Origin of the sequence: Tamlana crocina, from assembly GCA_040429635.1 — a bacterium.
Classification (GTDB): Bacteria; Bacteroidota; Bacteroidia; order Flavobacteriales; family Flavobacteriaceae; genus Flavisericum; species Flavisericum crocinum.
The window spans coordinates 2,164,334-2,184,213 of sequence record CP158972.1; the positions used below are offsets into that span (position 1 = coordinate 2,164,334).

General features: G+C 36.5%; 20 protein-coding genes. 13 read left to right on the forward strand and 7 right to left on the reverse strand.

Annotated features, from left to right (window positions below):
* The first annotated feature begins 115 nt into the window (after positions 1-115).
* From ABI125_09585 to ABI125_09595, 3 genes are all read left to right on the forward strand, one after another.
* On the forward strand, positions 116-736 hold the full coding sequence (locus ABI125_09585) for an L-threonylcarbamoyladenylate synthase (GenBank protein XCF04974.1): 621 nt from the start codon (positions 116-118) through the stop codon (positions 734-736).
* 124 nt (positions 737-860) lie between these two features.
* Positions 861-1,847 (forward strand): aldo/keto reductase, encoded by a 987-nt coding sequence (locus ABI125_09590; GenBank protein XCF04975.1) that lies wholly within the window; start codon positions 861-863, stop codon positions 1,845-1,847.
* Between the two features lie 23 nt (positions 1,848-1,870).
* Positions 1,871-2,497 (forward strand): MarC family protein, encoded by a 627-nt coding sequence (locus ABI125_09595; protein XCF04976.1) that lies wholly within the window; start codon positions 1,871-1,873, stop codon positions 2,495-2,497.
* On the opposite strand, the gene ABI125_09600 is transcribed toward ABI125_09595, so the two are convergent.
* Positions 2,451-3,275 (reverse strand): hypothetical protein, encoded by an 825-nt coding sequence (locus ABI125_09600; GenBank protein ID XCF04977.1) that lies wholly within the window; start codon positions 3,273-3,275, stop codon positions 2,451-2,453. The two genes, ABI125_09595 and ABI125_09600, sit on opposite strands and share 47 nt — an antisense overlap.
* A gap of 128 nt (positions 3,276-3,403) precedes the next feature.
* Here ABI125_09600 and ABI125_09605 point away from each other — a divergent pair, with 128 nt between their 5' ends.
* Positions 3,404-5,269 (forward strand): hypothetical protein, encoded by a 1,866-nt coding sequence (locus tag ABI125_09605; GenBank protein XCF04978.1) that lies wholly within the window; start codon positions 3,404-3,406, stop codon positions 5,267-5,269.
* A gap of 142 nt (positions 5,270-5,411) precedes the next feature.
* On the opposite strand, the gene ABI125_09610 is transcribed toward ABI125_09605, so the two are convergent.
* Positions 5,412-5,792: a LysM peptidoglycan-binding domain-containing protein gene (locus tag ABI125_09610; GenBank protein ID XCF04979.1), complete on the reverse strand. Its 381-nt coding sequence runs from the start codon at positions 5,790-5,792 to the stop codon at positions 5,412-5,414.
* A gap of 461 nt (positions 5,793-6,253) precedes the next feature.
* Between ABI125_09610 and rpsA the strand changes: the two genes are divergently transcribed.
* The 7 genes from rpsA to ABI125_09645 all read left to right on the forward strand — a co-directional run bounded on the left by rpsA (position 6,254) and on the right by ABI125_09645 (position 12,550).
* On the forward strand, positions 6,254-8,086 hold the full coding sequence (gene rpsA, locus ABI125_09615) for a 30S ribosomal protein S1 (protein XCF04980.1): 1,833 nt from the start codon (positions 6,254-6,256) through the stop codon (positions 8,084-8,086).
* Between the two features lie 138 nt (positions 8,087-8,224).
* On the forward strand, positions 8,225-9,106 hold the full coding sequence (locus tag ABI125_09620) for a hypothetical protein (protein XCF04981.1): 882 nt from the start codon (positions 8,225-8,227) through the stop codon (positions 9,104-9,106).
* Positions 9,107-9,209: 103 nt separating this feature from the next.
* Complete coding sequence (gene pyrR / locus ABI125_09625; protein XCF04982.1) at positions 9,210-9,749, forward strand: bifunctional pyr operon transcriptional regulator/uracil phosphoribosyltransferase PyrR; 540 nt, start codon at positions 9,210-9,212, stop codon at positions 9,747-9,749.
* Between the two features lie 155 nt (positions 9,750-9,904).
* Positions 9,905-10,834 (forward strand): aspartate carbamoyltransferase catalytic subunit, encoded by a 930-nt coding sequence (locus ABI125_09630; protein ID XCF04983.1) that lies wholly within the window; start codon positions 9,905-9,907, stop codon positions 10,832-10,834.
* A 3-nt stretch (positions 10,835-10,837) separates the two neighbouring features.
* Complete coding sequence (locus ABI125_09635) at positions 10,838-11,170, forward strand: ribonuclease Z (protein ID XCF04984.1); 333 nt, start codon at positions 10,838-10,840, stop codon at positions 11,168-11,170.
* A 1-nt stretch (position 11,171) separates the two neighbouring features.
* A complete protein-coding gene (locus ABI125_09640; protein ID XCF04985.1) occupies positions 11,172-11,648 on the forward strand; it encodes a DUF3291 domain-containing protein in 477 nt (158 codons plus the stop codon).
* Complete coding sequence (locus tag ABI125_09645; GenBank protein ID XCF04986.1) at positions 11,645-12,550, forward strand: ribonuclease Z; 906 nt, start codon at positions 11,645-11,647, stop codon at positions 12,548-12,550. Before ABI125_09640 ends, ABI125_09645 begins: the two co-directional genes overlap by 4 nt.
* On the opposite strand, the gene ABI125_09650 is transcribed toward ABI125_09645, so the two are convergent.
* On the reverse strand, positions 12,547-12,960 hold the full coding sequence (locus ABI125_09650) for a hypothetical protein (protein XCF04987.1): 414 nt from the start codon (positions 12,958-12,960) through the stop codon (positions 12,547-12,549). The genes ABI125_09645 and ABI125_09650 overlap by 4 nt on opposite strands.
* A gap of 43 nt (positions 12,961-13,003) precedes the next feature.
* On the reverse strand, positions 13,004-13,414 hold the full coding sequence (locus ABI125_09655) for a hypothetical protein (GenBank protein XCF04988.1): 411 nt from the start codon (positions 13,412-13,414) through the stop codon (positions 13,004-13,006).
* Between the two features lie 82 nt (positions 13,415-13,496).
* Between ABI125_09655 and pdxH the strand changes: the two genes are divergently transcribed.
* Both pdxH and ABI125_09665 read left to right on the forward strand, forming a co-directional pair.
* Positions 13,497-14,141 carry a pyridoxamine 5'-phosphate oxidase gene (pdxH, locus tag ABI125_09660; protein XCF04989.1) on the forward strand — a complete coding sequence of 215 codons (645 nt, stop codon included), beginning with the start codon at positions 13,497-13,499 and terminating at the stop codon, positions 14,139-14,141.
* A gap of 163 nt (positions 14,142-14,304) precedes the next feature.
* A complete protein-coding gene (locus tag ABI125_09665) occupies positions 14,305-14,802 on the forward strand; it encodes a CAP domain-containing protein (protein XCF04990.1) in 498 nt (165 codons plus the stop codon).
* A gap of 161 nt (positions 14,803-14,963) precedes the next feature.
* Here the strand turns inward: ABI125_09665 and thrC are convergent, their stop codons facing one another.
* Genes thrC through thrA form a run of 3 tightly spaced genes read right to left on the reverse strand, consistent with a single transcriptional unit; the run spans position 14,964 to position 19,636 of the window.
* On the reverse strand, positions 14,964-16,256 hold the full coding sequence (gene thrC / locus ABI125_09670; protein XCF04991.1) for a threonine synthase: 1,293 nt from the start codon (positions 16,254-16,256) through the stop codon (positions 14,964-14,966).
* 2 nt (positions 16,257-16,258) lie between these two features.
* A complete protein-coding gene (locus ABI125_09675) occupies positions 16,259-17,188 on the reverse strand; it encodes a homoserine kinase (protein XCF04992.1) in 930 nt (309 codons plus the stop codon).
* A 3-nt stretch (positions 17,189-17,191) separates the two neighbouring features.
* Positions 17,192-19,636, reverse strand: coding sequence for a bifunctional aspartate kinase/homoserine dehydrogenase I (gene thrA, locus ABI125_09680; protein XCF04993.1), 2,445 nt, complete (start codon positions 19,634-19,636; stop codon positions 17,192-17,194).
* Positions 19,637-19,880 lie beyond the last annotated feature (244 nt).

The window sequence follows — 19,880 nt, forward strand, 5'->3', positions numbered from 1 at the left end:
AAATGGCTTCTATAAACTGTTAGACTTCGAATTTTCCGGTTTGATCATTTAAAATTTGAGTTCAAATTACAATAAAATATGCTTATTTTGTAAACTGAAAAGGAAGCAATACCATATGGCAGAATTTATAAAGATTTACGAAGAAAACCCCAATCCGCGGGAAATTGAAAAAGTAGTGCGTGTTTTAAGAAGTGGCGGCCTCATTATTTATCCCACCGATACCGTTTATGGTTTGGGATGCGATATTACTAATATAAAAGCCTTGGAGCGTGTGGCCAGAATCAAGGAAGTGAAACTTGAAAAAGCCAATTTTTCGTTTGTTTGCCATGATTTAAGTAATTTAAGCGATTACGTAAAACAGATTGATACTTCGGTGTTTAAAATTTTGAAACGGGCACTTCCTGGCCCCTATACCTTTATTCTTCCGGGATCTAAATCGTTGCCCAATCCATTTAAAAAAAGGAAAACCGTAGGTATCCGTGTGCCGGATAATAATATTGCCTTGGAAATTGTAAAACAATTGGGTAATCCAATTATTTCAACCTCCATTCGTGATGAAGACGAAGTGTTGGAATATACCACAGACCCCGAATTGATTCTCGAAAAATGGGACAACCTGGTCGATTTGGTTATCGATGGAGGTTATGGTGGCAATGAACCTTCCACGGTTATCGACCTGTCGGAAGATACGCCAATCGTGGTTCGCGAGGGCAAAGGCGATTTGGAGATTTTTTAAAATAAACCTGTCCAAAAAAAAAGAGTCATTCTGAATCCCGATAATTATTGAGATTAGAAATGTCATCATTTTAATCGTATAACGAAATTACTGGGTTTTACCTTTAATTAAATTATAAACATAAATGAAAAACAGAATATTAGGAAATCAAGGATTTAAAGTGAGTGAAGTAGGGTTGGGATGCTGGCAATTGGGTGCCGATTGGGGCAACGACATCTCTAAAGAAACGGCGTTCAATATTTTAAACGAAGCCGTAAAAAATGGGATCAACTTCTTTGATACGGCCGATGTTTACGGCAACGGAAAAAGCGAAACCCTAATAGGTGAGTTTCTAAAAACCACAGATGCCCCCATTCGGGTGGCTACAAAATTTGGGCGTGCAGCCAATGTGTTTCCCGATAAATACTCGAAAGCGGCCTTATACAGTGCTGTAGATGCTTCGCTTAAAAACTTGGGGGTTGAATCTCTAGATTTAATGCAACTACACTGTATTCCCACGCATTATTTGATGAAGGGCGATGTTTTTGATTGGTTGCGCGAATTGCAATCCGACGGACTCATAAAACATTTTGGTGCTAGTGTAGAAAGCGTTGAGGAAGGTTTGATTTGCCTCGAACAGGAAGACCTTTTGTCTTTACAGGTTATTTTTAACATTTTCAGGCAAAAATTGGTTACTGAACTGTTTCCGAAAGCTGAAGAAAAAGGGGTTGGTATAATCGTGCGTTTACCGTTGGCGAGCGGATTGCTTACTGGAAAGTTCGATCAGAACACCACTTTTGCTGCCGATGACCATAGGAATTACAACAAAAATGGGGAAGCCTTTAATGTGGGCGAAACCTTTGCTGGTTTACCGTTTGAAAAAGGAGTGCAACTGGTTGATACCATAAAAAAGGACCTGCTGCCAGAAGACTTAAATATGGTACAATTGGCATTGCGCTATATTTTAGATCACGACGCCGTAAGCACCATTATTCCGGGGGCAAGTCGTCCAGAACAAGTATTGGGCAATGCCTCGGTGTCAAGCCTTGACCCATTGGAGCCGCAGCTTCACGAAAAATTAAAGCAACTTTATCAAAATGAAGTCCACGATGCCATTCGTGGCGTATATTAACCCTATAAATTATTTAAAAGTTAATGGATCATTTAATAGCGTTTTCAATAACGGTCTTTACTGGTTTTTTTGCCATTACCAATCCCATTTCCAACATGACGATTTTTATGTCGTTGGTTGACGAAGCCGATGTTACCGAAAAACGGGCCATCAGCCGAAAAGCAGCTTTCGTGGCTTTTATTATCGTTTTGGTATTTGTGATTTTGGGCAAGTTTATTTTCCAATTGTTCGGTATTACCATTCCGGCGTTTAAAATTACGGGGGGCATTTTAATTTTCTATGTAGGTTTTGAAATGCTGCAATCGAAAAAATCGAACGTGAAGCATTTAAACAAAACCAAGTTGGATGAAGATATTGCCATTTCACCATTGGCCATTCCTATTATTGCTGGCCCCGGAACCATTGTTACGGCCATGAACTTCGTGTCTAATGCGGGGTATGTAAAAATCGCTATTGTTATCGCCATTTACGCCGTAATGTGTTTTCTCAATTATCTGGCCTTTAATTTAAGCGGCTTTATAGTTAAAAACTTGGGCCGAAACGTTATTTCAGTAATTGGTAAAATTATGGGTTTAATCATTGCCATTATCGGTACCAGCATGATCATTCAGGGGATAAAAATATCGTTTGATTTGCCGATGCTTCAATAAGCAAATTACCGATTAGAAAACCGACTGTTCCAAATGGCGAATTAAAGTTCTTCCCACGGCTTACCCCAAAGAAAATAAGGCAAAAGCCAATCACCTTAAACCAAAAGAAGCACAAATAGATAAATTGCGTGGTTTTATACTCGGGGTGGAAATAGCTTTCTGGAAAGCTCAATGCCAATAAAAATGCAGCCAAAACGGTGGTGACAATCAGCGTGTCTAAATTTCGGAAGGGATACATGAGCCACTTGCGCCACACGCTTAAATCGTTGCCCCATTTGTGAATGAGGTAATAATAGCCATTGCCCATAGGTGCAAACAAGAGCGGGTCGTCGTAATTTTCAAGTCGGAAGAGTTTGCTCGGCGCCATAATTTTAAAATCGCCCAAAGTGCATTGGTGCGCTTTTTCCAATTTTTTGATTTTATTAATGGCTTCGTTGGGTATCTCGCCTTTAAACAAATGGCTCTCCAAAAACCGAAGGCGGTACACCACGCATATTTTTTTGATGTCTTCGATATGGAAAATCTTATCGGTTTCGAGTAAATTGAGGTTGAAGGGGTTGTGCCCAACTTGACTTTTCTCATTTACCAAAGCCTCGCGAATAGCATCTTCGTGCTGGGCATCATCGGTCAAAACCTGCTGCACTTGTAGCAAAATGTCGTTGGCTTTGCTGCGTTTGTTGCGCTGTTTTAAAAGTTGTTGTTCAATATTAACTAGCATGGCGTGGAAGCTTGGTTCTTTAAAGTTACGGAATATTTTGTTGTCTTTAATTGTTGACAATTCTTTAATAATAATTGTAAGAAAGAGAGTCGTATTAGAGGGAAAAGTTCTAAATTGGCTTTCGTGGGATAAAATAATTCAAACAAGGACATCTTACCTTGTGGTGCAGTAAAATTGAAGAACAAAAAATGAGAATAAAGGAAGACATTCCAATTCTAGGAAAGGTTACGGTAAACTTTCTTGATTTAAGTGCAAAATTGTATCAACATTATATTGATATTAAAGAAATTGATAGACAAAAGAAGACAGCTCATTTAGGTTTAATTTCTCACGCTTTCAAAAACTCTAATCATAGCAGATTTGATTACTTAATATTACAATGTGTAATTTCAGAACTAATCGAAAATACGTTTAAAGGGACAACCAACGCTCAAGGAAACATAACGATAGATGGAAATAAACATTTTGGAAATGATATAATTAAAACTTGGATTTTACTTTCTAACTTCGGTCACTGTAAAAATACCATTGGTGATGAAAAAACGCTACTACTCGAATGTATTCATAATAAGTCTTTTAAAAGAAAGCTGTTAAATTGTATAAAGGACAAACGGCTAAAAAAATGGTCGCAAGAGGTAATCACTAATTTTGATTATGTTAAATTTCATCACATAATCAGTTTTGTTAGAATATATAAAACATTTACTAGACGTATTGATAGACAAGAAGAACTAATTAAAATATATAAACTCTTACTTTTACCTGAAGATGAAAATGACCAAATAGCAAGTTCAAACCAAATTTCTCGATTAAAAAACATTTATTATATTCTTAGAGATATTTCTATAATTTCTTTGGATTCTAGAAATAGTTCTCTTCCTTTCAGCTTAGATATTCTCTCTACAGTTTTGTCATTGGATTCGTTCGAAAATAACTATCAAAACAAGAGGATTTCAATTATATTAGAACCACTTATCTCTATACTTTATGATAATCTATATCTAAATATAAAGAGCCAAACGCAGCAAAGGTCTTATGAAATAAACGCCTCTAAGACAATCGATTCAGATGTCGTCAAAAGTTTGAATCAGGCCTTGAGCAATGGCTTGTATAACCCTACATTATGTGATTTACAGCATTTTCTGAGGATTAAATTAGATAAAAAAAACATGGTTTTTGAAGAAGTTTCGAGTGCGACTAAACAAATTTTAAAAGTAAAAAATGGAATTAATGGTGTTGAAGCATCAATAGATCTAAACCCTTTTACAGACAAAAGAGTCATTGACTTTTATTTGGATAAAACTTTTAATATTAAAAATTTTTCTACCTTCATATTTAATATAGGTAACATTGTTCTAGAACAAATTATTGGTACAGCAACAAATGAATTTAATAAAACCAAAAAAATAAACAAAATAATTGATGACAACTTAAACTCTCTGAACATAACCGAACAACAAAAAAAAGATTTCAAAAAACCAATAAGGGAACATATTTCTTCTAACATCAAAAAAGCACTTTTGAATAAAAATTTACCAATTTTTAAAAATATTCTATGGGCTGCATTACGTTATCATTTAGATAGCAAGTATCATTTTGATATAGACAATCATTCTTTCGGAAAATATGACTATTTTGGAATAAAAATAGGAAATCTAAATCCGCTTAAGGAAAATTTCGATAATGCAATAAAAACAGAAAAAGATATAGATAGAATACATGAATTAAATCAGCTAAGAAAGTCCGCCTTCAGAAAATTTGATGGAACTGTTTTAATTTGCTTATCAAGGATAAAAGTTTATAATTATTCTTTACCTCCAAATAAAAGAATTGTAACTGATATTGATGGTGTTATAATGAAATTTAACGATAAAGAGTTGATACTTGAATTGCACGAAAGTAAAAATACAAATAAGCCAGTAAAGGATGCCCTAAAGGATATTAACTCAAAATTGATTAAAACGATTGATACAAAAATTAAAGGTGTAAAGTTACGAGGGATACCTAGTTATGGTGCGAAGATTTATATTCGACATATCTCTAACATTGTATAGCTTTTAGGCATTAATTAGGTTTGCTTGTATACTTGTTAACACTGTAATTTAGTTCTTATATTCCTTTAATCCTTCATTCAACCACATAAAAAAAGCGAAACCCCAATAGGTGTTTCGCTTTTCAGTTTTATTAAACAGAGAATTATATATTCGGAATGATCAATTCTTGGTCGGGGTAAATCACATCTGGGTTTTTCAAAATATCAGAATTGGCCTTAAAAATATCTTGGTATTTGGCGGGGTTGCCGTAATACTGCTTCGCTATTTTCCCTAAAGTTTCGCCACTTTTTACGGTGTGCCTGGCGTATACCGAGGTGTCGGCCACTTTTATATCGGCCATAATATCGGCGGGGTTTTCGCCACCAATTTCCTTGATTTTATCCCAAATCAGGTTTTTTTCATATTGGTACTTTGCGGTGCCCCACACTTTCAGTTTTCCATTTTCTTCTTCCACTTTGCCGTCGGTAACGTTCAGTTTTTCGCCCAAATCTAAAACGGGTTGGTATTTTGCTTTTGCTGTCATAGGTATTAAGTTTTATTTGTTTTAATTTTTTGTTACACTTTATTTTCAATATTATCGACTGTTGTCACCTTGAGCCTTTCGACTTCGCTCAAGATAAACTAAGGCCGAAAGGCCTTGTTAAACGAAGGTTATAATTAGGTTTCGACTCCGCTCAACCTGACATACATTTGTTAAATATAGAAAAAAGCCACATTATATTTATCTATTTTATGGTTAATAATTGTAGCTTCTTTCAAATGGCATAAATAATAACGTTGCAATTAGGCTAATTGATTGAAAATATGTATTTTTGCACTCCTTTTAGCGAAAACGGAAAGATAAAAGGGAACATTTTAAAAATCAATTTATAACGCTTCTGTGTGTTTATCGCTTAAATCTTCCGAGGCATACAGAATACAAATCCCGAATGCTGTTTGGTTTTAAACCATTGCAAACCAAAGCATTCAAGTTAATTAGCATAAATGGCTGAAAACGAAAACAAAGCTGAAGTTGAAGCAACTGAAGCACAAACTGCACAAGCTCCGGTAGTATCTGAAGCACAAGCAAACCCTGAAAAATTCTTAAAGGAGTTTAACTGGCACAACTACCAAGAAGGTATTGACGAGGTTGACGACCAACAATTAAAAGAATTTGAAAAATTAGTAGCCGAGAACTTTGTTGACACTTTAGATGACGAAGTGGTAACTGGTGAAGTGGTACACATTACAGATCGCGATGCTATTATCGATATCAACGCAAAATCTGAAGGTGTTATTTCATTAAACGAGTTCCGTTACAACCCAGATTTAAAAGTAGGCGATAAGGTAGAGGTATTGATTGACGTTCGCGAAGATGCAACTGGTCAATTAGTGTTATCTCACCGTAAGGCGCGTGTAATCAAAGCTTGGGATCGCGTAAACAAAGCACACGAAACTGGCGAGATTGTAAACGGTTTTGTAAAATGCAGAACTAAAGGTGGTATGATTGTAGATGTATTCGGTATCGAAGCATTCTTACCAGGTTCTCAAATTGACGTTAAGCCAATTAGAGATTACGATCAGTACGTAAACAAAACTATGGAATTCAAAGTGGTTAAGATCAACCACGAGTTCAAGAACGTAGTTGTGTCTCACAAAGCGCTTATCGAAGCTGATATTGAAGAGCAAAAGAAAGAAATCATTGGTCAATTAGAAAAAGGTCAAGTATTAGAAGGTGTGGTTAAAAACATCACGTCTTACGGTGTGTTTATCGACCTTGGTGGCGTAGATGGATTGATCCACATTACAGACCTTTCTTGGTCTCGTATCAACCACCCGAACGAAATTGTAGAATTAGACCAAAAACTTAACGTGGTAATCCTTGATTTTGATGAAGATAAATCAAGAATCCAATTAGGTTTAAAACAATTGAGCAAGCACCCATGGGAAGCTCTTGCTGATGAAGTAAAAGTTGGTGACAAAGTAAAAGGTAAAGTAGTTGTAATCGCAGATTACGGTGCATTTATCGAAGTTGCTGATGGTGTTGAAGGATTGATTCACGTTTCTGAAATGTCATGGTCTACACACTTACGTTCTGCACAAGATTTCGTATCTGTAGGTGACGAGGTTGAAGCGGTAATCTTAACTCTAGATAGAGAAGACCGTAAAATGTCTCTTGGTATAAAGCAATTGACTCCAGACCCATGGACTGATATTACAGGTAAATACCCAGTAGGTTCTAAGCACACTGGTATTGTACGTAACTTCACTAACTTTGGTGTATTCGTAGAATTGGAAGAAGGTATTGACGGATTGATTTACATCTCAGATCTATCTTGGACTAAGAAAATCAAGCACCCAAGTGAGTTCTGTAACGTAGGCGATAAGTTAGACGTTGTTGTATTGGAGTTGGATGTTGAAGGACGTAAATTATCTTTAGGTCACAAACAAACTACTGAAAACCCATGGGACAAGTACGAAACTGAGTTCGCTTTAGATACAACCCACGAAGCTGAAATTTCTGAAATCGTTGACAAAGGTGCTACTGTAGAGTTTAACGAAGATATCGTTGCTTTTGTACCTGCACGTCACCTAGAAAAAGAAGATGGCAGCAAATTGAAAAAAGGAGAGAAAGCCGAGTTTAAAATCATTGAATTCAACAAAGAATTTAAGCGCGTTGTAGCCTCTCATACTGCTGTTTTCAAGGAAGAAGAAGCTAAGATTGTAAAACAAGCTGCTAGAAAAGCTGAAGCTGCTGCTGCAGAAGCAAAACCAACTTTAGGTGATGCTAACGATGCTTTACAAGCACTTAAGGATAAAATGGACGGGAAGAAGTAATTCCTATTCCTGCGCAGGCAGGAATCTTTTCATCCTATTGAACAAAAGCCCCGCAGAAATGCGGGGCTTTTTTTATAATAAAACCGAAACTTGTAAAAATAATTCTATTTTTGACGACAACTATATTTACAAATTAAAATGAAAAAACTTCACTTAACTTTTATCGCATTTTTGATGCTTATTTCAGTGCATGCTCAATATGGAATAACTAAAAAAAGGAAACCAGAAGCAGAAATAATTAAAACATTACCCTTATTAGTTGTATTACATGATTACGACGACCCATTATATCAGCGAATGAGAGTTGATTTAAAAGAGGCTATGCAGAAGTATTGGTATTATTCAGAGGATATTACTTTTGTTTCGAAAGATGAATTAAGAGAATATGAAAAGGACAAATTGAAAAGGGACAATTATGCCTACTTGATGTTTTCAGAAAAATTATATCGAGCTAATGTTCCTGCTGGGTGTTTTTGTATAGGCTTACTTAACAAAAAAACATTTACTCATTTTAAAAAGTTTGGTAATTACGATGAGAAGTTAACCATGGCAGACTACAAACAAGGTTTATATTGGTTACAGAAGGATTTAGAAACGGTTTTTGATGCTAAAACATGGAAAGAAAACAACCAAAATACTATTAAAGCGTTTAGGGAAAATGTAGAAACGAGTACTTTACTGGTTGATGAAAGTCTAGTAACCGACGATTTAAAAGATCAAATGGAATCGGTATATAGTTATAATTATAAAATAGTTACAAAAGAAGAAATTGATAGAGCTATAATGTCGTCTTCTCCCAATATACTGTACACCAAACCATATAATTACCTTTCTCGCCCTTTAGTTAAGTCTAATGACGAAGGTCATTCTTTAGCTAGTATGAGGGATAATGTTAATGTTGTAGTTTTAAACTATGTCTATAGTGCCGAAAATAACCAGCCTTTAGCAGCGTTTAAAACAAAGGCAAACAAAAAAACAACGTTAAAGCATTTCAAAAAGGGATTAAAAGTTTTAAAATAGCAACCTCAAAAGCCCCGCACAAATGCGGGGCTTTTTTTATGCATTCGTTTCAACTTCTAATTTTTTGCACTACCTTTGTTTACCAGATACGTTTGGATTAAATATGAGTCAAAAAGTTTTACTTAACGCAAAAGAGGTAAACATCATTCTTCACCGTTTGGCTTGCCAACTTATTGAAAAACACAACGATTTTAGCGACACTGTACTTATTGGTTTACAGCCTCGTGGCGTGTTTTTGGCAGACAGATTGGCAAAAATTTTAAAGGAAGATTACAAAGTTAAAAATATCCAATTGGGGTATTTAGACATTACTTTTTTTAGGGACGACTTTAGAAGAGGCGACAAACCCTTGGAAGCCAACAAAACCAAAATCAACTTTTTGGTAGAAGATAAAAACATTGTGTTTATTGATGATGTACTTTACACCGGCCGAAGTATTCGTGCGGCACTAACCGCCATTCAGTCGTTTGGCCGTCCCAACGAAATAGAGCTGCTGACTTTAATCGATAGGCGTTTCAGTAGGCATTTGCCTATTCAGCCCAATTATAGAGGCCGTCAGGTAGACGTTATAAACGAAGAAAAAGTAAGGGTAAACTGGAAAGAGCACGATAACGAAGATTCGGTTTACTTAATTGAAAAATGATAGGCATAAGCTTGAAGTTTGATGCCAGATTGAGTGTCACACTGAGCGCAGTCGAAGTGTAGTCAAAATCTAAAACATAAAATAATAACTTGAAGTTGGTTAAAAGAATGCACAAGCAACTTTAAACTTTAAACTTTAAACTTTAAACTTTTAGAATGAGCGAATTAAGTGTAAACCACTTATTGGGAATAAAATATCTTAAACCCGAAGATATCCAACTTATTTTTGAAACGGCCGACCATTTTAAGGAAGTGATTAACCGGCCCATTAAAAAAGTACCTTCGCTACGCGATATCACCATAGCCAATCTGTTTTTTGAAAATTCCACCCGAACTAAATTATCGTTTGAGTTGGCTGAAAAACGTTTGTCGGCCGATGTGCTTAATTTTTCATCGGCGCAATCATCGGTAAAAAAAGGGGAGACCCTTATCGATACGGTAAACAATATTTTATCTATGAAAGTGGATATGGTGGTGATGCGCCATCCCAACCCGGGGGCAGGCGTGTTTCTTTCCAAGCACATAAAAGCGAGTATTGTAAATGCTGGCGATGGCGCTCACGAACACCCTACACAAGCTTTATTGGATTCGTATTCCATCCGCGAAAAATTAGGTGAAGTTGGCGGAAAAAAAGTAGTGATAGTTGGTGATATTTTGCATAGCCGAGTAGCGCTGTCGAACATTTTCGCATTACAATTACAAGGCGCCGAAGTGATGGTTTGTGGCCCGAAAACACTGTTGCCAAAATATATAGATAGCCTTGGAGTAAAAGTTGAAACCAATTTACGTAAAGCCTTAAATTGGTGTGATGTAGCAAATATGCTTCGTGTGCAAAACGAGCGAATGGATATCAGTTACTTTCCTTCAACAAGAGAATACACCCAACAGTTTGGAGTAAGCAAAGATTTATTGGATTCATTGGATAAAGAAATCACCATCATGCACCCAGGCCCTATAAATCGAGGCGTGGAAATTACCAGTGATGTGGCCGATTCCAGTCAATCGATTATTCTAGACCAAGTACAGAACGGTGTAGCGGTGCGTATGGCCGTGATATACTTATTAGCTTCAAAAATAAAACAGTAGATTATGATTTTAGACCAAAACGGAAATATCTCTATAATCACGCAAGAACAAGCTACGGTTGTAGAATTAGTGAAAAAAATTCAGGAGTCGTATTCAAAAATAAAAAACTATAATATTATTGTGGTGTTAACCTCATTAAAACCTTTAAGACAAGATGATATAGTGGAGTTTTTGCAAATTTCGAATACACATCGAGGTTCAAAAAAATCGTTCGTAATCGTTAACAATAAAATTGATTTAGATAGTGTTCCAGATGAAATTGTTGTGGTGCCCACCATTCAGGAAGCCCATGATATTATAGAAATGGAAGAAATGGAGCGCGATTTAGGGTTTTAATATGACAGCATACCATCTTGCACAAGTAAATATTGCCAAGCGTTTAGCTCTAATGGACGACCCCATTATGCAAGATTTTGTGAACAACGTTGATAGAATGAATGTCATAGCCGACCAAAGCGACGGATTTGTTTGGCGCTTAAAAGATGAAGATAAAGACGAAGCGGCCGCTATATTTCAAGATGATTCGCTTTTAATTAATATGTCCGTTTGGGAAAATCAGGAATCGTTATTTAATTACACATACCGGTCCAACCACATTGAAGTTTTCAAACGGAAAAAGGAATGGTTCAGTAAAGTGAAGATGGCCCACATGGCGTTTTGGTATGTACCTGTGGGGTATATGCCAACTTTTAATGACGCTAAGTTACGTTTGGATTATTTAAACGCTCACGGTGAAACCCCTTTTGCCTTTACTTTTAAAAGCAAATTTACCATCGTAGATGCCCTAAACTACAAACAGCTTAAAACAAAATGAAACTATCCATTTTAGGCTGCTACAGTGCCACGCCCCGAACGTTAAACAACACCACCTCGCAAGTATTGGAAATAAACAATCACATGTTTTTAATAGATTGTGGCGAGGGTACGCAGGTGGAATTGCGAAAACATAAAATAAAATTCAATCGCATTAAGCATATTTTTATTTCGCATTTGCATGGCGACCATTTTTTTGGTCTGGTGGGATTGATATCAACGTTTAGGTTGCTTACCCGTGAGACCGACCTGCATATTTATGGCCCAAAAGGCATTAAAGAAGTGGTTACGCTTCAAATGAAGTTGGCCGATTCGTGGACCAATTACAAATTGATTTTCCATGAACTCACTTCAAAAGAATCAGAATTAATTTTTGAAGACGATAAGGTGGAAGTGCACACCATTCCGTTAGATCATCGAATTTACACCAACGGGTATTTGTTTAAGGGAAAAGAAGGCTCTCGAAAACTGAAGATACATGCCGTGGAAAGGGCTAATATTAACGTAGCGTATTACAGAAAACTTACCCAAGGTTTTGATGTGGAAAATGAACATGGCGAGCTTATTAAAAACGAAGCGGTAACCAAGCCAGGGCCAAAACCAAAGAGTTATGCGTTTTGTAGCGATACCATGTACAAGGAAGATATCGTGCCCATAATAGAGAATACCACTGTACTTTATCACGAATCGACTTTTTTAAATCAACATGCCCATTTGGCGGTAAAAACAAAACACTCTACCGCACGCGAAGCGGCTCTTATTGCCCAAAAAGCGAATGTAGAAACTTTAATTTTGGGGCATTACTCCACGAGATACGATAATCTAAAAGTATTTAAGGAAGAAGCCGAAGACGTTTTTCCAAATGTTGAACTGGCTAAAGACGGCAAAACTTTTGAGTTTTAATTCAACTCCTTCAAGTTTAAAATCCAGGTTATAGCTTGGCTAATGGAAGTACACCTTTTGATCTTTTTTTTAGTCAGTTGTTTTTCTAAACTGGCATTTCCGAAAGCAAAGTTGTTATAAACCACAAAGGCGCTGGCAATTATTATGTTAAATTCGTCATCAATCCTATTGTAACAGCCCGGATCGGTAGAATAGGAGTGTATGCGGTTTGCAATAAATCCGAGCTTAGTGTTTTTTCCGTAAAAGCCTATAAGTTCGACCATTAAAAGCCTGAGTTTTTCATAAGTTAAATGCTCGCCTTCGTTTATTTCAGAAGCATAAAATTTTTCAAAAAGGTAAAACGTTCCAAACGGAAGCGTTAACTTATGTGAAGGGTTGTTTTTATAATACTCTGAAGTTTCTAAATACATGGAAATCAAACGAAGTTTTATTGATTCAACAGATTGTTTTCAACTATTTTTTCTCAAATAAGGTCCATTCAATGGCTGCTTCCAATGAGTCAAAGCGCTTTATATTTACAGGAGCAAAATGCTTCTCTAAGGCTGCGTTGATTGAGGTCATTTTATTATAGTACACAATAGCCCCCGAAGATATAACACTATTGTAAGTTTGGTCTACTAATTCCCAAGTCTGGGGATCCATGGAATACGAATTTACACGATGCGAAATATATCCCCATTTTGTGTTTTTTCCATAATACTCAATAACTTTATCCATTACAGTCTTTATCATCTCCCAATCAAAATGAATACCTTCGTTTAATTCGGAAACAACAAAACCATCACACAAGTAAAAATTACCAAAAGGCATTTGCAACTTGTGGGGTTTTAAATCACTGTAATATTTTTTTTCTTCGAAAGTCATAAAGAAAATTCATACTATAAAATTAGTGATTTTAATATCATGTTGCTACAAAGCTAGAGCGTTTTTTTGTTAATTTGTATTTATGGAAAAGGACTTAAGCAACTACAGGAAATCTTATGAAAAGGCAGAATTACTTTTGTCTGAAGTACCCGAAAACCCTATTGAACTGTTTCAAAAATGGTTTTACGAAGTTGATGCGCATTTTCCAGAGAATGAAACCAATGCCATGACCATTTCAACTATTGGCTTAGATGCTTTTCCCAAAAACAGAGTGGTGTTACTCAAAAAATACACTTTTGAAGGTTTTATTTTTTACACCAATTATAATAGTGAAAAAGGAAAGGCCATTGCCGCAAATCCTAACGTTTGTCTGTCATTTTTTTGGCATGGAGCAGAACGGCAAGTCATTATAAAAGGAAAAACTGAAAAGATAGCTGAGAATTTAAGCGATGGTTATTTTGAATCCAGACCAAGAGGAAGTCAATTAGGGGCTTTGGTGTCCAATCAAAGTGAAGTGGTAAATCGCAAAGATTTAGAAAAAGAACTTATAAAATTAGAAAAGCAGTTTGCTGGAAAGGAAATACCAAGGCCATTACATTGGGGCGGCTACATTGTAAAGCCTGTTGAAATGGAATTTTGGCAAGGACGCCCCAATAGACTTCATGACCGTATTCGCTATAAACTTTTGGAAGATTTTAATTGGCAAATAGATCGATTGGCACCATAAATTTATTTGAAAATAAATTCTTTCAAAAAACTACATTTTAACGATTAAAAACATTAAAAATCGATTAAAGACATGTTTTTAGTCGATTTTAACTTTTTATTAACATTTACTTCGGGTTAGGATTATAATTTTACAATCCCAAATCTAAAATAACTTAACCCACATGAAGTTACCAATCAAACTGCCGTTATTGGCTTTGTTGGCTATGCTTTCGTTTTCATCGTGCTCTACCCATAACTTAGATGATGATGCAGAAGCTATAGAACTTAAACTAGTTGCCCAACAAGCCAAGTTAATTGAACTAGAAATTTTAGAACTCATTAACGACCACCGTATTTCACAGGGTTTAAATCCTTTAGAAGATATGGATATTGTAAAATCTGTAGCCTTTAGCCACACCGATTATATGGTGGATAGTGGAGAGGTTTCCCACGATAATTTTTATTCACGGAGCAATTACCTAAAATCTCACGCCGGAGCAAAACGAGTTTCAGAAAACGTGGCTTACGGTTATAGCTCTGCCGAGTCCGTAGTACGAGCTTGGCTTAAAAGTGAAGCGCATAAAAACAACTTGGAAGGCGATTACACAAACTTTGATGTATCGGCCGAAAAAAACGAAGAAGGTAGATGGTATTATACCAATATCTTCATTAAGAAATAAAACACCCAAAAAACATTAAAAGCATCCTTTTTAATTTCAATTAATAGCCATTAAAGAAACTTAAGAGGACACACTGATAACTCAATAAGTTATTTAAATTTTAGTTTGGACTAAAATCCCCTTTATTACGAGGGGATTTTTTTATGTAACCATGTTCAATATTACTTCAACAAAAAGTCTTTTAAATCTTCGTAGGTTGAAACCATAACCGATTCCTTTTCCTTGCCCATTACCGATTGTATTTGCTCCGGCAATGGTTGTTCTTCTTTTACAACCTCTTCCACCACATCCAAAAACTTGGTAGGGTGCGCGGTTTCCAAGAACACACAATGCGCCTTCGGGTTTTCCTTTAAGTACGATTTGCATCCTAAATATCCAACGGCACCATGCGGGTCGGCCACATAATTATAATTGTCGAAAATTTCGAGCATCGCTGCTCTGGTTTCGTCGTCGGTGAAACTGAAAGACGATAAATTTTCCTTTAAGGTTTCGAAGTCGTTTTTGTAAATTTCCTGAATACGGACAAAATTACTTGGTGCGCCAACATCCATCGCGTTACTGATGGTTTGTATAGAAGGTTTTGGTTCGTACAATTGCGATATTAAATAACGCGTTACCACATTATTTACATTGTTTGAAGCTACAAAATGCTTGATGGGCAACCCTAATTTTTGCGCCATCATTCCGGCACAAATGTTTCCGAAATTACCGCTGGGCACCGAAAATACGATATCTTCATGTTGATTATGCAATTGCTTATAAGCAAACATAAAATAAAATAGTTGTGGCAACCAACGCGCCACATTAATAGAGTTCGCAGAAGTGAGCTGCATTTGGCTTGTTAGGCTTTCATCGAGAAAAGCTTTCTTTACCATGGCTTGGCAATCATCAAAAGTACCGTTAACTTCCAAGGCCTTTATGTTTTGGCCTAAAGTGGTAAGTTGTTTTTCTTGAATCTCACTCACTTTTCCACTAGGGTAAAGAATCACTACATTCACCCCTTTAACCCCTAAAAATCCGTTCGCAACTGCACCACCGGTATCACCCGAAGTGGCCACCAAAACGGTTACTTCTTTGTCGTTGTTTTTATTGAAATAGCCTAAACAACGCGCCATAAAACGGGCACCAACATCTTTAAAGGCCATGGTTGGACCGTGAAATAATTCCAACGTCGAAATATGGTCATTCAATTTAACCACAGGAAAATCAAAAGACAAGGTTTCTTCAACGATTGTTTTTAAAACATCTTCTGGAATTTCGGGTACAACAAATTGTTTAATGGCCTCGAAAGCCAATTCCGAATAATTTAAATCGTCAATATTTTCAAAAAAAGACTTTGGCAGTGGCGTAATACTTTCTGGAAAATACAAGCCTTTATCGGGAGCCAAGCCTTTAATTACGGCATTTTTGAATGTTGAATTAGGAACTTTATGGTTAAGTGAATAATAATTCATTGTTAGTGTTGTTCAATTATTTTTATACCTTCAGTATTGATTTTTGAAATATGAATATCAAAATTATATTCGGTAGCCGAATAGACTTTATTCATGGCATCGGCCACACTTTTAGCGGTTTCTATGCTTTTGCTTAATGCAAAAATAGATGGACCAGACCCCGAAATACAAGCGCCTAAAGCCCCTGCTTTTAGCACTTCATTTTTAACCTCGTTGTAGTGTGGAATCAAGTTACTACGATGGGGCTCCACGATAACATCATGAAGGGAGTCTTTTATTAAATCGTAATTACTGGTATGTAGCCCGTGTATTAAACTGCCTAAATTAGACCATTGCGTAATAGCATCGGTAAGCGTCACTTCTTTGGGCAAAACAGCACGGGAATCGGCGGTTTTTATTTCAATTTGCGGATGAATAATAGAAGCGAATAAATCGTCGGGCGAGGGGATTTCCAAAATATTCAATGGCGCAACGCTTTTTACGAGCGTAAAGCCACCAAAAAGGGCAGGGGCCAAATTATCGGCATGCTCACATTTACTGGCCAAAGCCTCGCCTTTAATGGCAAATTCCGTTAATTGTGTTTTATTGAACGGCCTACCCAAAATTTCATTCATGCCAAATACACTTCCCACGGCACTGGCGGCACTGCTGCCAATGCCGCTTCCGGGTTTGATGCGTTTGTAGATTTCTATTTCAAAACCAAAATCAACATTAATGGCATTGTACATGGCTAAAGCCGATACACCTGCTACATTTTTTTCAGTTTCGTAGGGCAAGTTAAATCCCTCAATGTGCGTGATATGAATACCTTTTTTGGGAGTTCTACGAATCACCATTTCGTCACCAACACTATCCAAACAAAAACCGAGCACATCAAAACCACAAGCCACATTGGCTACGGTAGCGGGCGAAAATATTTTAATTTCTTCCATAATTTAATCGTTGCCCAATCGAATTATATCTGCAAACAATCCAGATGCCGTAACATCAGCACCAGCACCGGCTCCCTTAATAATCATAGGTTGTTGGGCGTATCTTTTGGTGTAAAACATGACGATGTTGTCACTTCCTTCCAAATTGTAAAATGGATGGCCTTCTGGGATTTCCTGCAAACTCACGCTAGCTTTTCCATTATCGAATTTCGCTACATATTTTAATTGGCAGTTCTTTGCTTTGGCAGAAGCATATAATTTTTGATAATGTGCCTCGTCTGCAATTAAAGTTTCATAAAAATCTTCGACACTATCACTTTTTAATCCGGATTCAGATAAGAACGATATGTTTTCAATATCTTCCAAGTTCATTTCCACGCCACTTTCTCTAGCCAAAATCAATATTTTTCTAGCCACATCAACACCGCTTAAATCAATTCTTGGGTCGGGTTCGGTATAACCTTCAACCCCAGCTTGTTTTACTACATCGTGGAATTTAGTTTTATCGTTAAAGTTATTGAACACAAAGTTTAAACTTCCGGAAAGTACCGCATGGATGGAATTTACTTTATCTCCCGAAGCAATTAAATTGTTTAAGGTGTCGATAATCGGTAAACCAGCTCCAACATTGGTTTCGAACAATAACGGTGCATTGTATTCCAACGACAAACGTTTGAGTAATTTATAATTTTCGAAATCACTTGAGCAAGCAATTTTATTACAGGCCACTACACCAATACTTTGTTTTAAATAATTAGCGTACATATCGGCTACAGCCTTATTGGCCGTTACATCAACAAAAATGCTGTTACGCAAATTGAGTGATTTTGTTTTTTCGAAAAACCCTTGCAAAGTGGCTTTTTCGCCATTGGCCAATTGGTTTTTCCAATCTTTTAGGTCGATACCTTCATCGTTAAAAATCATTTTTCTGGAGTTGGATAACCCCACCACACGAAGTTTAATTTTCAGGTTTTCCTTCAGATATTTCTTTTGTTGTTTTATTTGCTCCACCAAGCGTTCACCTACATTACCAACCCCGGTGATAAACACATTAAGCTGTTTAGTTTTGGTTTCAAAAAACTGCTCGTGCAAGGTGTTGAGCGCCTTTTTTACATCGCTTTCTAAAATCACTGCTGAAATATTTTTTTCTGAAGCACCTTGTGCAATCGCTCTAATATTAATGTTGTTTTTGCCGAGGCTGCTGAACATTTTACCACTAATACCTTGGTGGTTTTTCATGTTGTCGCCCACCAATGCAATAATGGCCAAGCCGGTTTCCACAATAATGGGGTCTATTTTGTTCAGTGCAATTTCGTTTTCGAAAACGGCATCGATAGCTGTTTTGGCAATTTCGGCATCTTTAGCTTCAACGCCTAAACAAATAGAATGCTCGGAGGATGCTTGGGTAATTAAAATAACATTGATTTTTTCTTGAGACAAGGTCTCAAACAAACGTTTTGAAAACCCAGGAATACCCACCATGCCACTGCCTTGTAAAGTCAACAAAGCAATATTGTTAATGTTGCTAATCCCTTTTACAGGCCCATTGGCATTTACGGGGTCGTGTGAAATAACAGTACCTGCGGCCTCGGGCTCTAAAGTGTTTTTAATGTGGATAGGAATACCTAAAGTTAAAACTGGCTGAACCGTTGGCGGATACAATACCTTCGCCCCAAAATGAGAAAGTTCCATAGCCTCTTGGTACGAAATCTTTTTAATAGGGTAGGCCTGCTTTACCATTTTCGGGTTGCTGGTAAACATACCGCTAACGTCAGTCCAAATTTCAAGTTGGGCAACTTTTAAAGCCGCAGCAATAATAGCCGCTGTAAAATCTGAGCCGCCACGACCTAAAGTGGTTTGTTCGCCGGTTTTAGATTTGGAAATAAAGCCGGGAAGAATGGTAATATTCTGTGGTGCCGATTTAAAATAATCCTGTATATTCTTGTTGGTAATTTTATAATCAACCTCTGCCTTTGTGAAATTGGAGTTGGTAACTACCAATTCTTGTGAATTTTTTCTATTGGCAGAAAGCCCTCTGTTTTTCATTGTTTCAGCAATAATGAATGAGGAAAGTAATTCACCAAAACTTACTAATTTATCGGAGGTTTTTGGTGAAAGTTCGTTAATCAAATAAATACCTTCCAACAAACTTTTAAGTTCGCCCAGTTTTTCATCAACGTAATTGATAATGGGGGCGTTATTGGTTGAATTCAATTCGTTTATGATGCTGAAGTGGGTTTCTTTTATGGTTTCGAATGTGTCATGAAAAGCATCCTCCTTATTTTGGGCCTGTTTTCCCGCCAAAAGCAATTTGTCTGTTATGCCTCCAACGGCCGAAACCACACAAACTATGGCATCTTCCTTACCATAATTTTCTAAAATATCTATAACTTTATTTATGTTGTTTGAAGAACCTACTGAAGTTCCACCAAATTTTAAAACCTTCATGTTTTAATGTGTTGAATAATTGAAAAAATAATTGAAAAACTGTAATTTCTGAAATTACAAAGATAGCCCGAGGAATATATAATTAGCAACCCCAAAGGGTTGTAATATTTGTAGTTGTACCAAAAAAAGTGATGCTTTTTCCTGAGAAAAAAGAAACAGACTTTGTAGTATTTTGGTTTAAATAATTCATGGGTGTTATAAAAATACCCTTCAAAAGTATTACATTTAAGCTAATAAAAAAACT

What these genes read in the sequence shown, in the direction of transcription:
- ABI125_09620 (XCF04981.1), top strand. Translation starts at nt 8,225, where the DNA reads ATGAAAAAACTTCACTTAACTTTTATCGCATTTTTGATGCTTATTTCA.
- ABI125_09635 (XCF04984.1), top strand. Translation starts at nt 10,838, where the DNA reads ATGATTTTAGACCAAAACGGAAATATCTCTATAATCACGCAAGAACAA.
- ABI125_09630 (XCF04983.1), top strand. Translation starts at nt 9,905, where the DNA reads ATGAGCGAATTAAGTGTAAACCACTTATTGGGAATAAAATATCTTAAA.
- thrA (XCF04993.1), bottom strand. Translation starts at nt 19,636, where the DNA reads ATGAAGGTTTTAAAATTTGGTGGAACTTCAGTAGGTTCTTCAAACAAC.
- ABI125_09605 (XCF04978.1), top strand. Translation starts at nt 3,404, where the DNA reads ATGAGAATAAAGGAAGACATTCCAATTCTAGGAAAGGTTACGGTAAAC.
- pyrR (XCF04982.1), top strand. Translation starts at nt 9,210, where the DNA reads ATGAGTCAAAAAGTTTTACTTAACGCAAAAGAGGTAAACATCATTCTT.
- ABI125_09585 (XCF04974.1), top strand. Translation starts at nt 116, where the DNA reads ATGGCAGAATTTATAAAGATTTACGAAGAAAACCCCAATCCGCGGGAA.
- ABI125_09590 (XCF04975.1), top strand. Translation starts at nt 861, where the DNA reads ATGAAAAACAGAATATTAGGAAATCAAGGATTTAAAGTGAGTGAAGTA.
- ABI125_09665 (XCF04990.1), top strand. Translation starts at nt 14,305, where the DNA reads ATGAAGTTACCAATCAAACTGCCGTTATTGGCTTTGTTGGCTATGCTT.
- ABI125_09610 (XCF04979.1), bottom strand. Translation starts at nt 5,792, where the DNA reads ATGACAGCAAAAGCAAAATACCAACCCGTTTTAGATTTGGGCGAAAAA.
- pdxH (XCF04989.1), top strand. Translation starts at nt 13,497, where the DNA reads ATGGAAAAGGACTTAAGCAACTACAGGAAATCTTATGAAAAGGCAGAA.
- ABI125_09640 (XCF04985.1), top strand. Translation starts at nt 11,172, where the DNA reads ATGACAGCATACCATCTTGCACAAGTAAATATTGCCAAGCGTTTAGCT.
- ABI125_09650 (XCF04987.1), bottom strand. Translation starts at nt 12,960, where the DNA reads ATGTATTTAGAAACTTCAGAGTATTATAAAAACAACCCTTCACATAAG.
- thrC (XCF04991.1), bottom strand. Translation starts at nt 16,256, where the DNA reads ATGAATTATTATTCACTTAACCATAAAGTTCCTAATTCAACATTCAAA.
- ABI125_09595 (XCF04976.1), top strand. Translation starts at nt 1,871, where the DNA reads ATGGATCATTTAATAGCGTTTTCAATAACGGTCTTTACTGGTTTTTTT.
- rpsA (XCF04980.1), top strand. Translation starts at nt 6,254, where the DNA reads ATGGCTGAAAACGAAAACAAAGCTGAAGTTGAAGCAACTGAAGCACAA.
- ABI125_09655 (XCF04988.1), bottom strand. Translation starts at nt 13,414, where the DNA reads ATGACTTTCGAAGAAAAAAAATATTACAGTGATTTAAAACCCCACAAG.
- ABI125_09645 (XCF04986.1), top strand. Translation starts at nt 11,645, where the DNA reads ATGAAACTATCCATTTTAGGCTGCTACAGTGCCACGCCCCGAACGTTA.
- ABI125_09675 (XCF04992.1), bottom strand. Translation starts at nt 17,188, where the DNA reads ATGGAAGAAATTAAAATATTTTCGCCCGCTACCGTAGCCAATGTGGCT.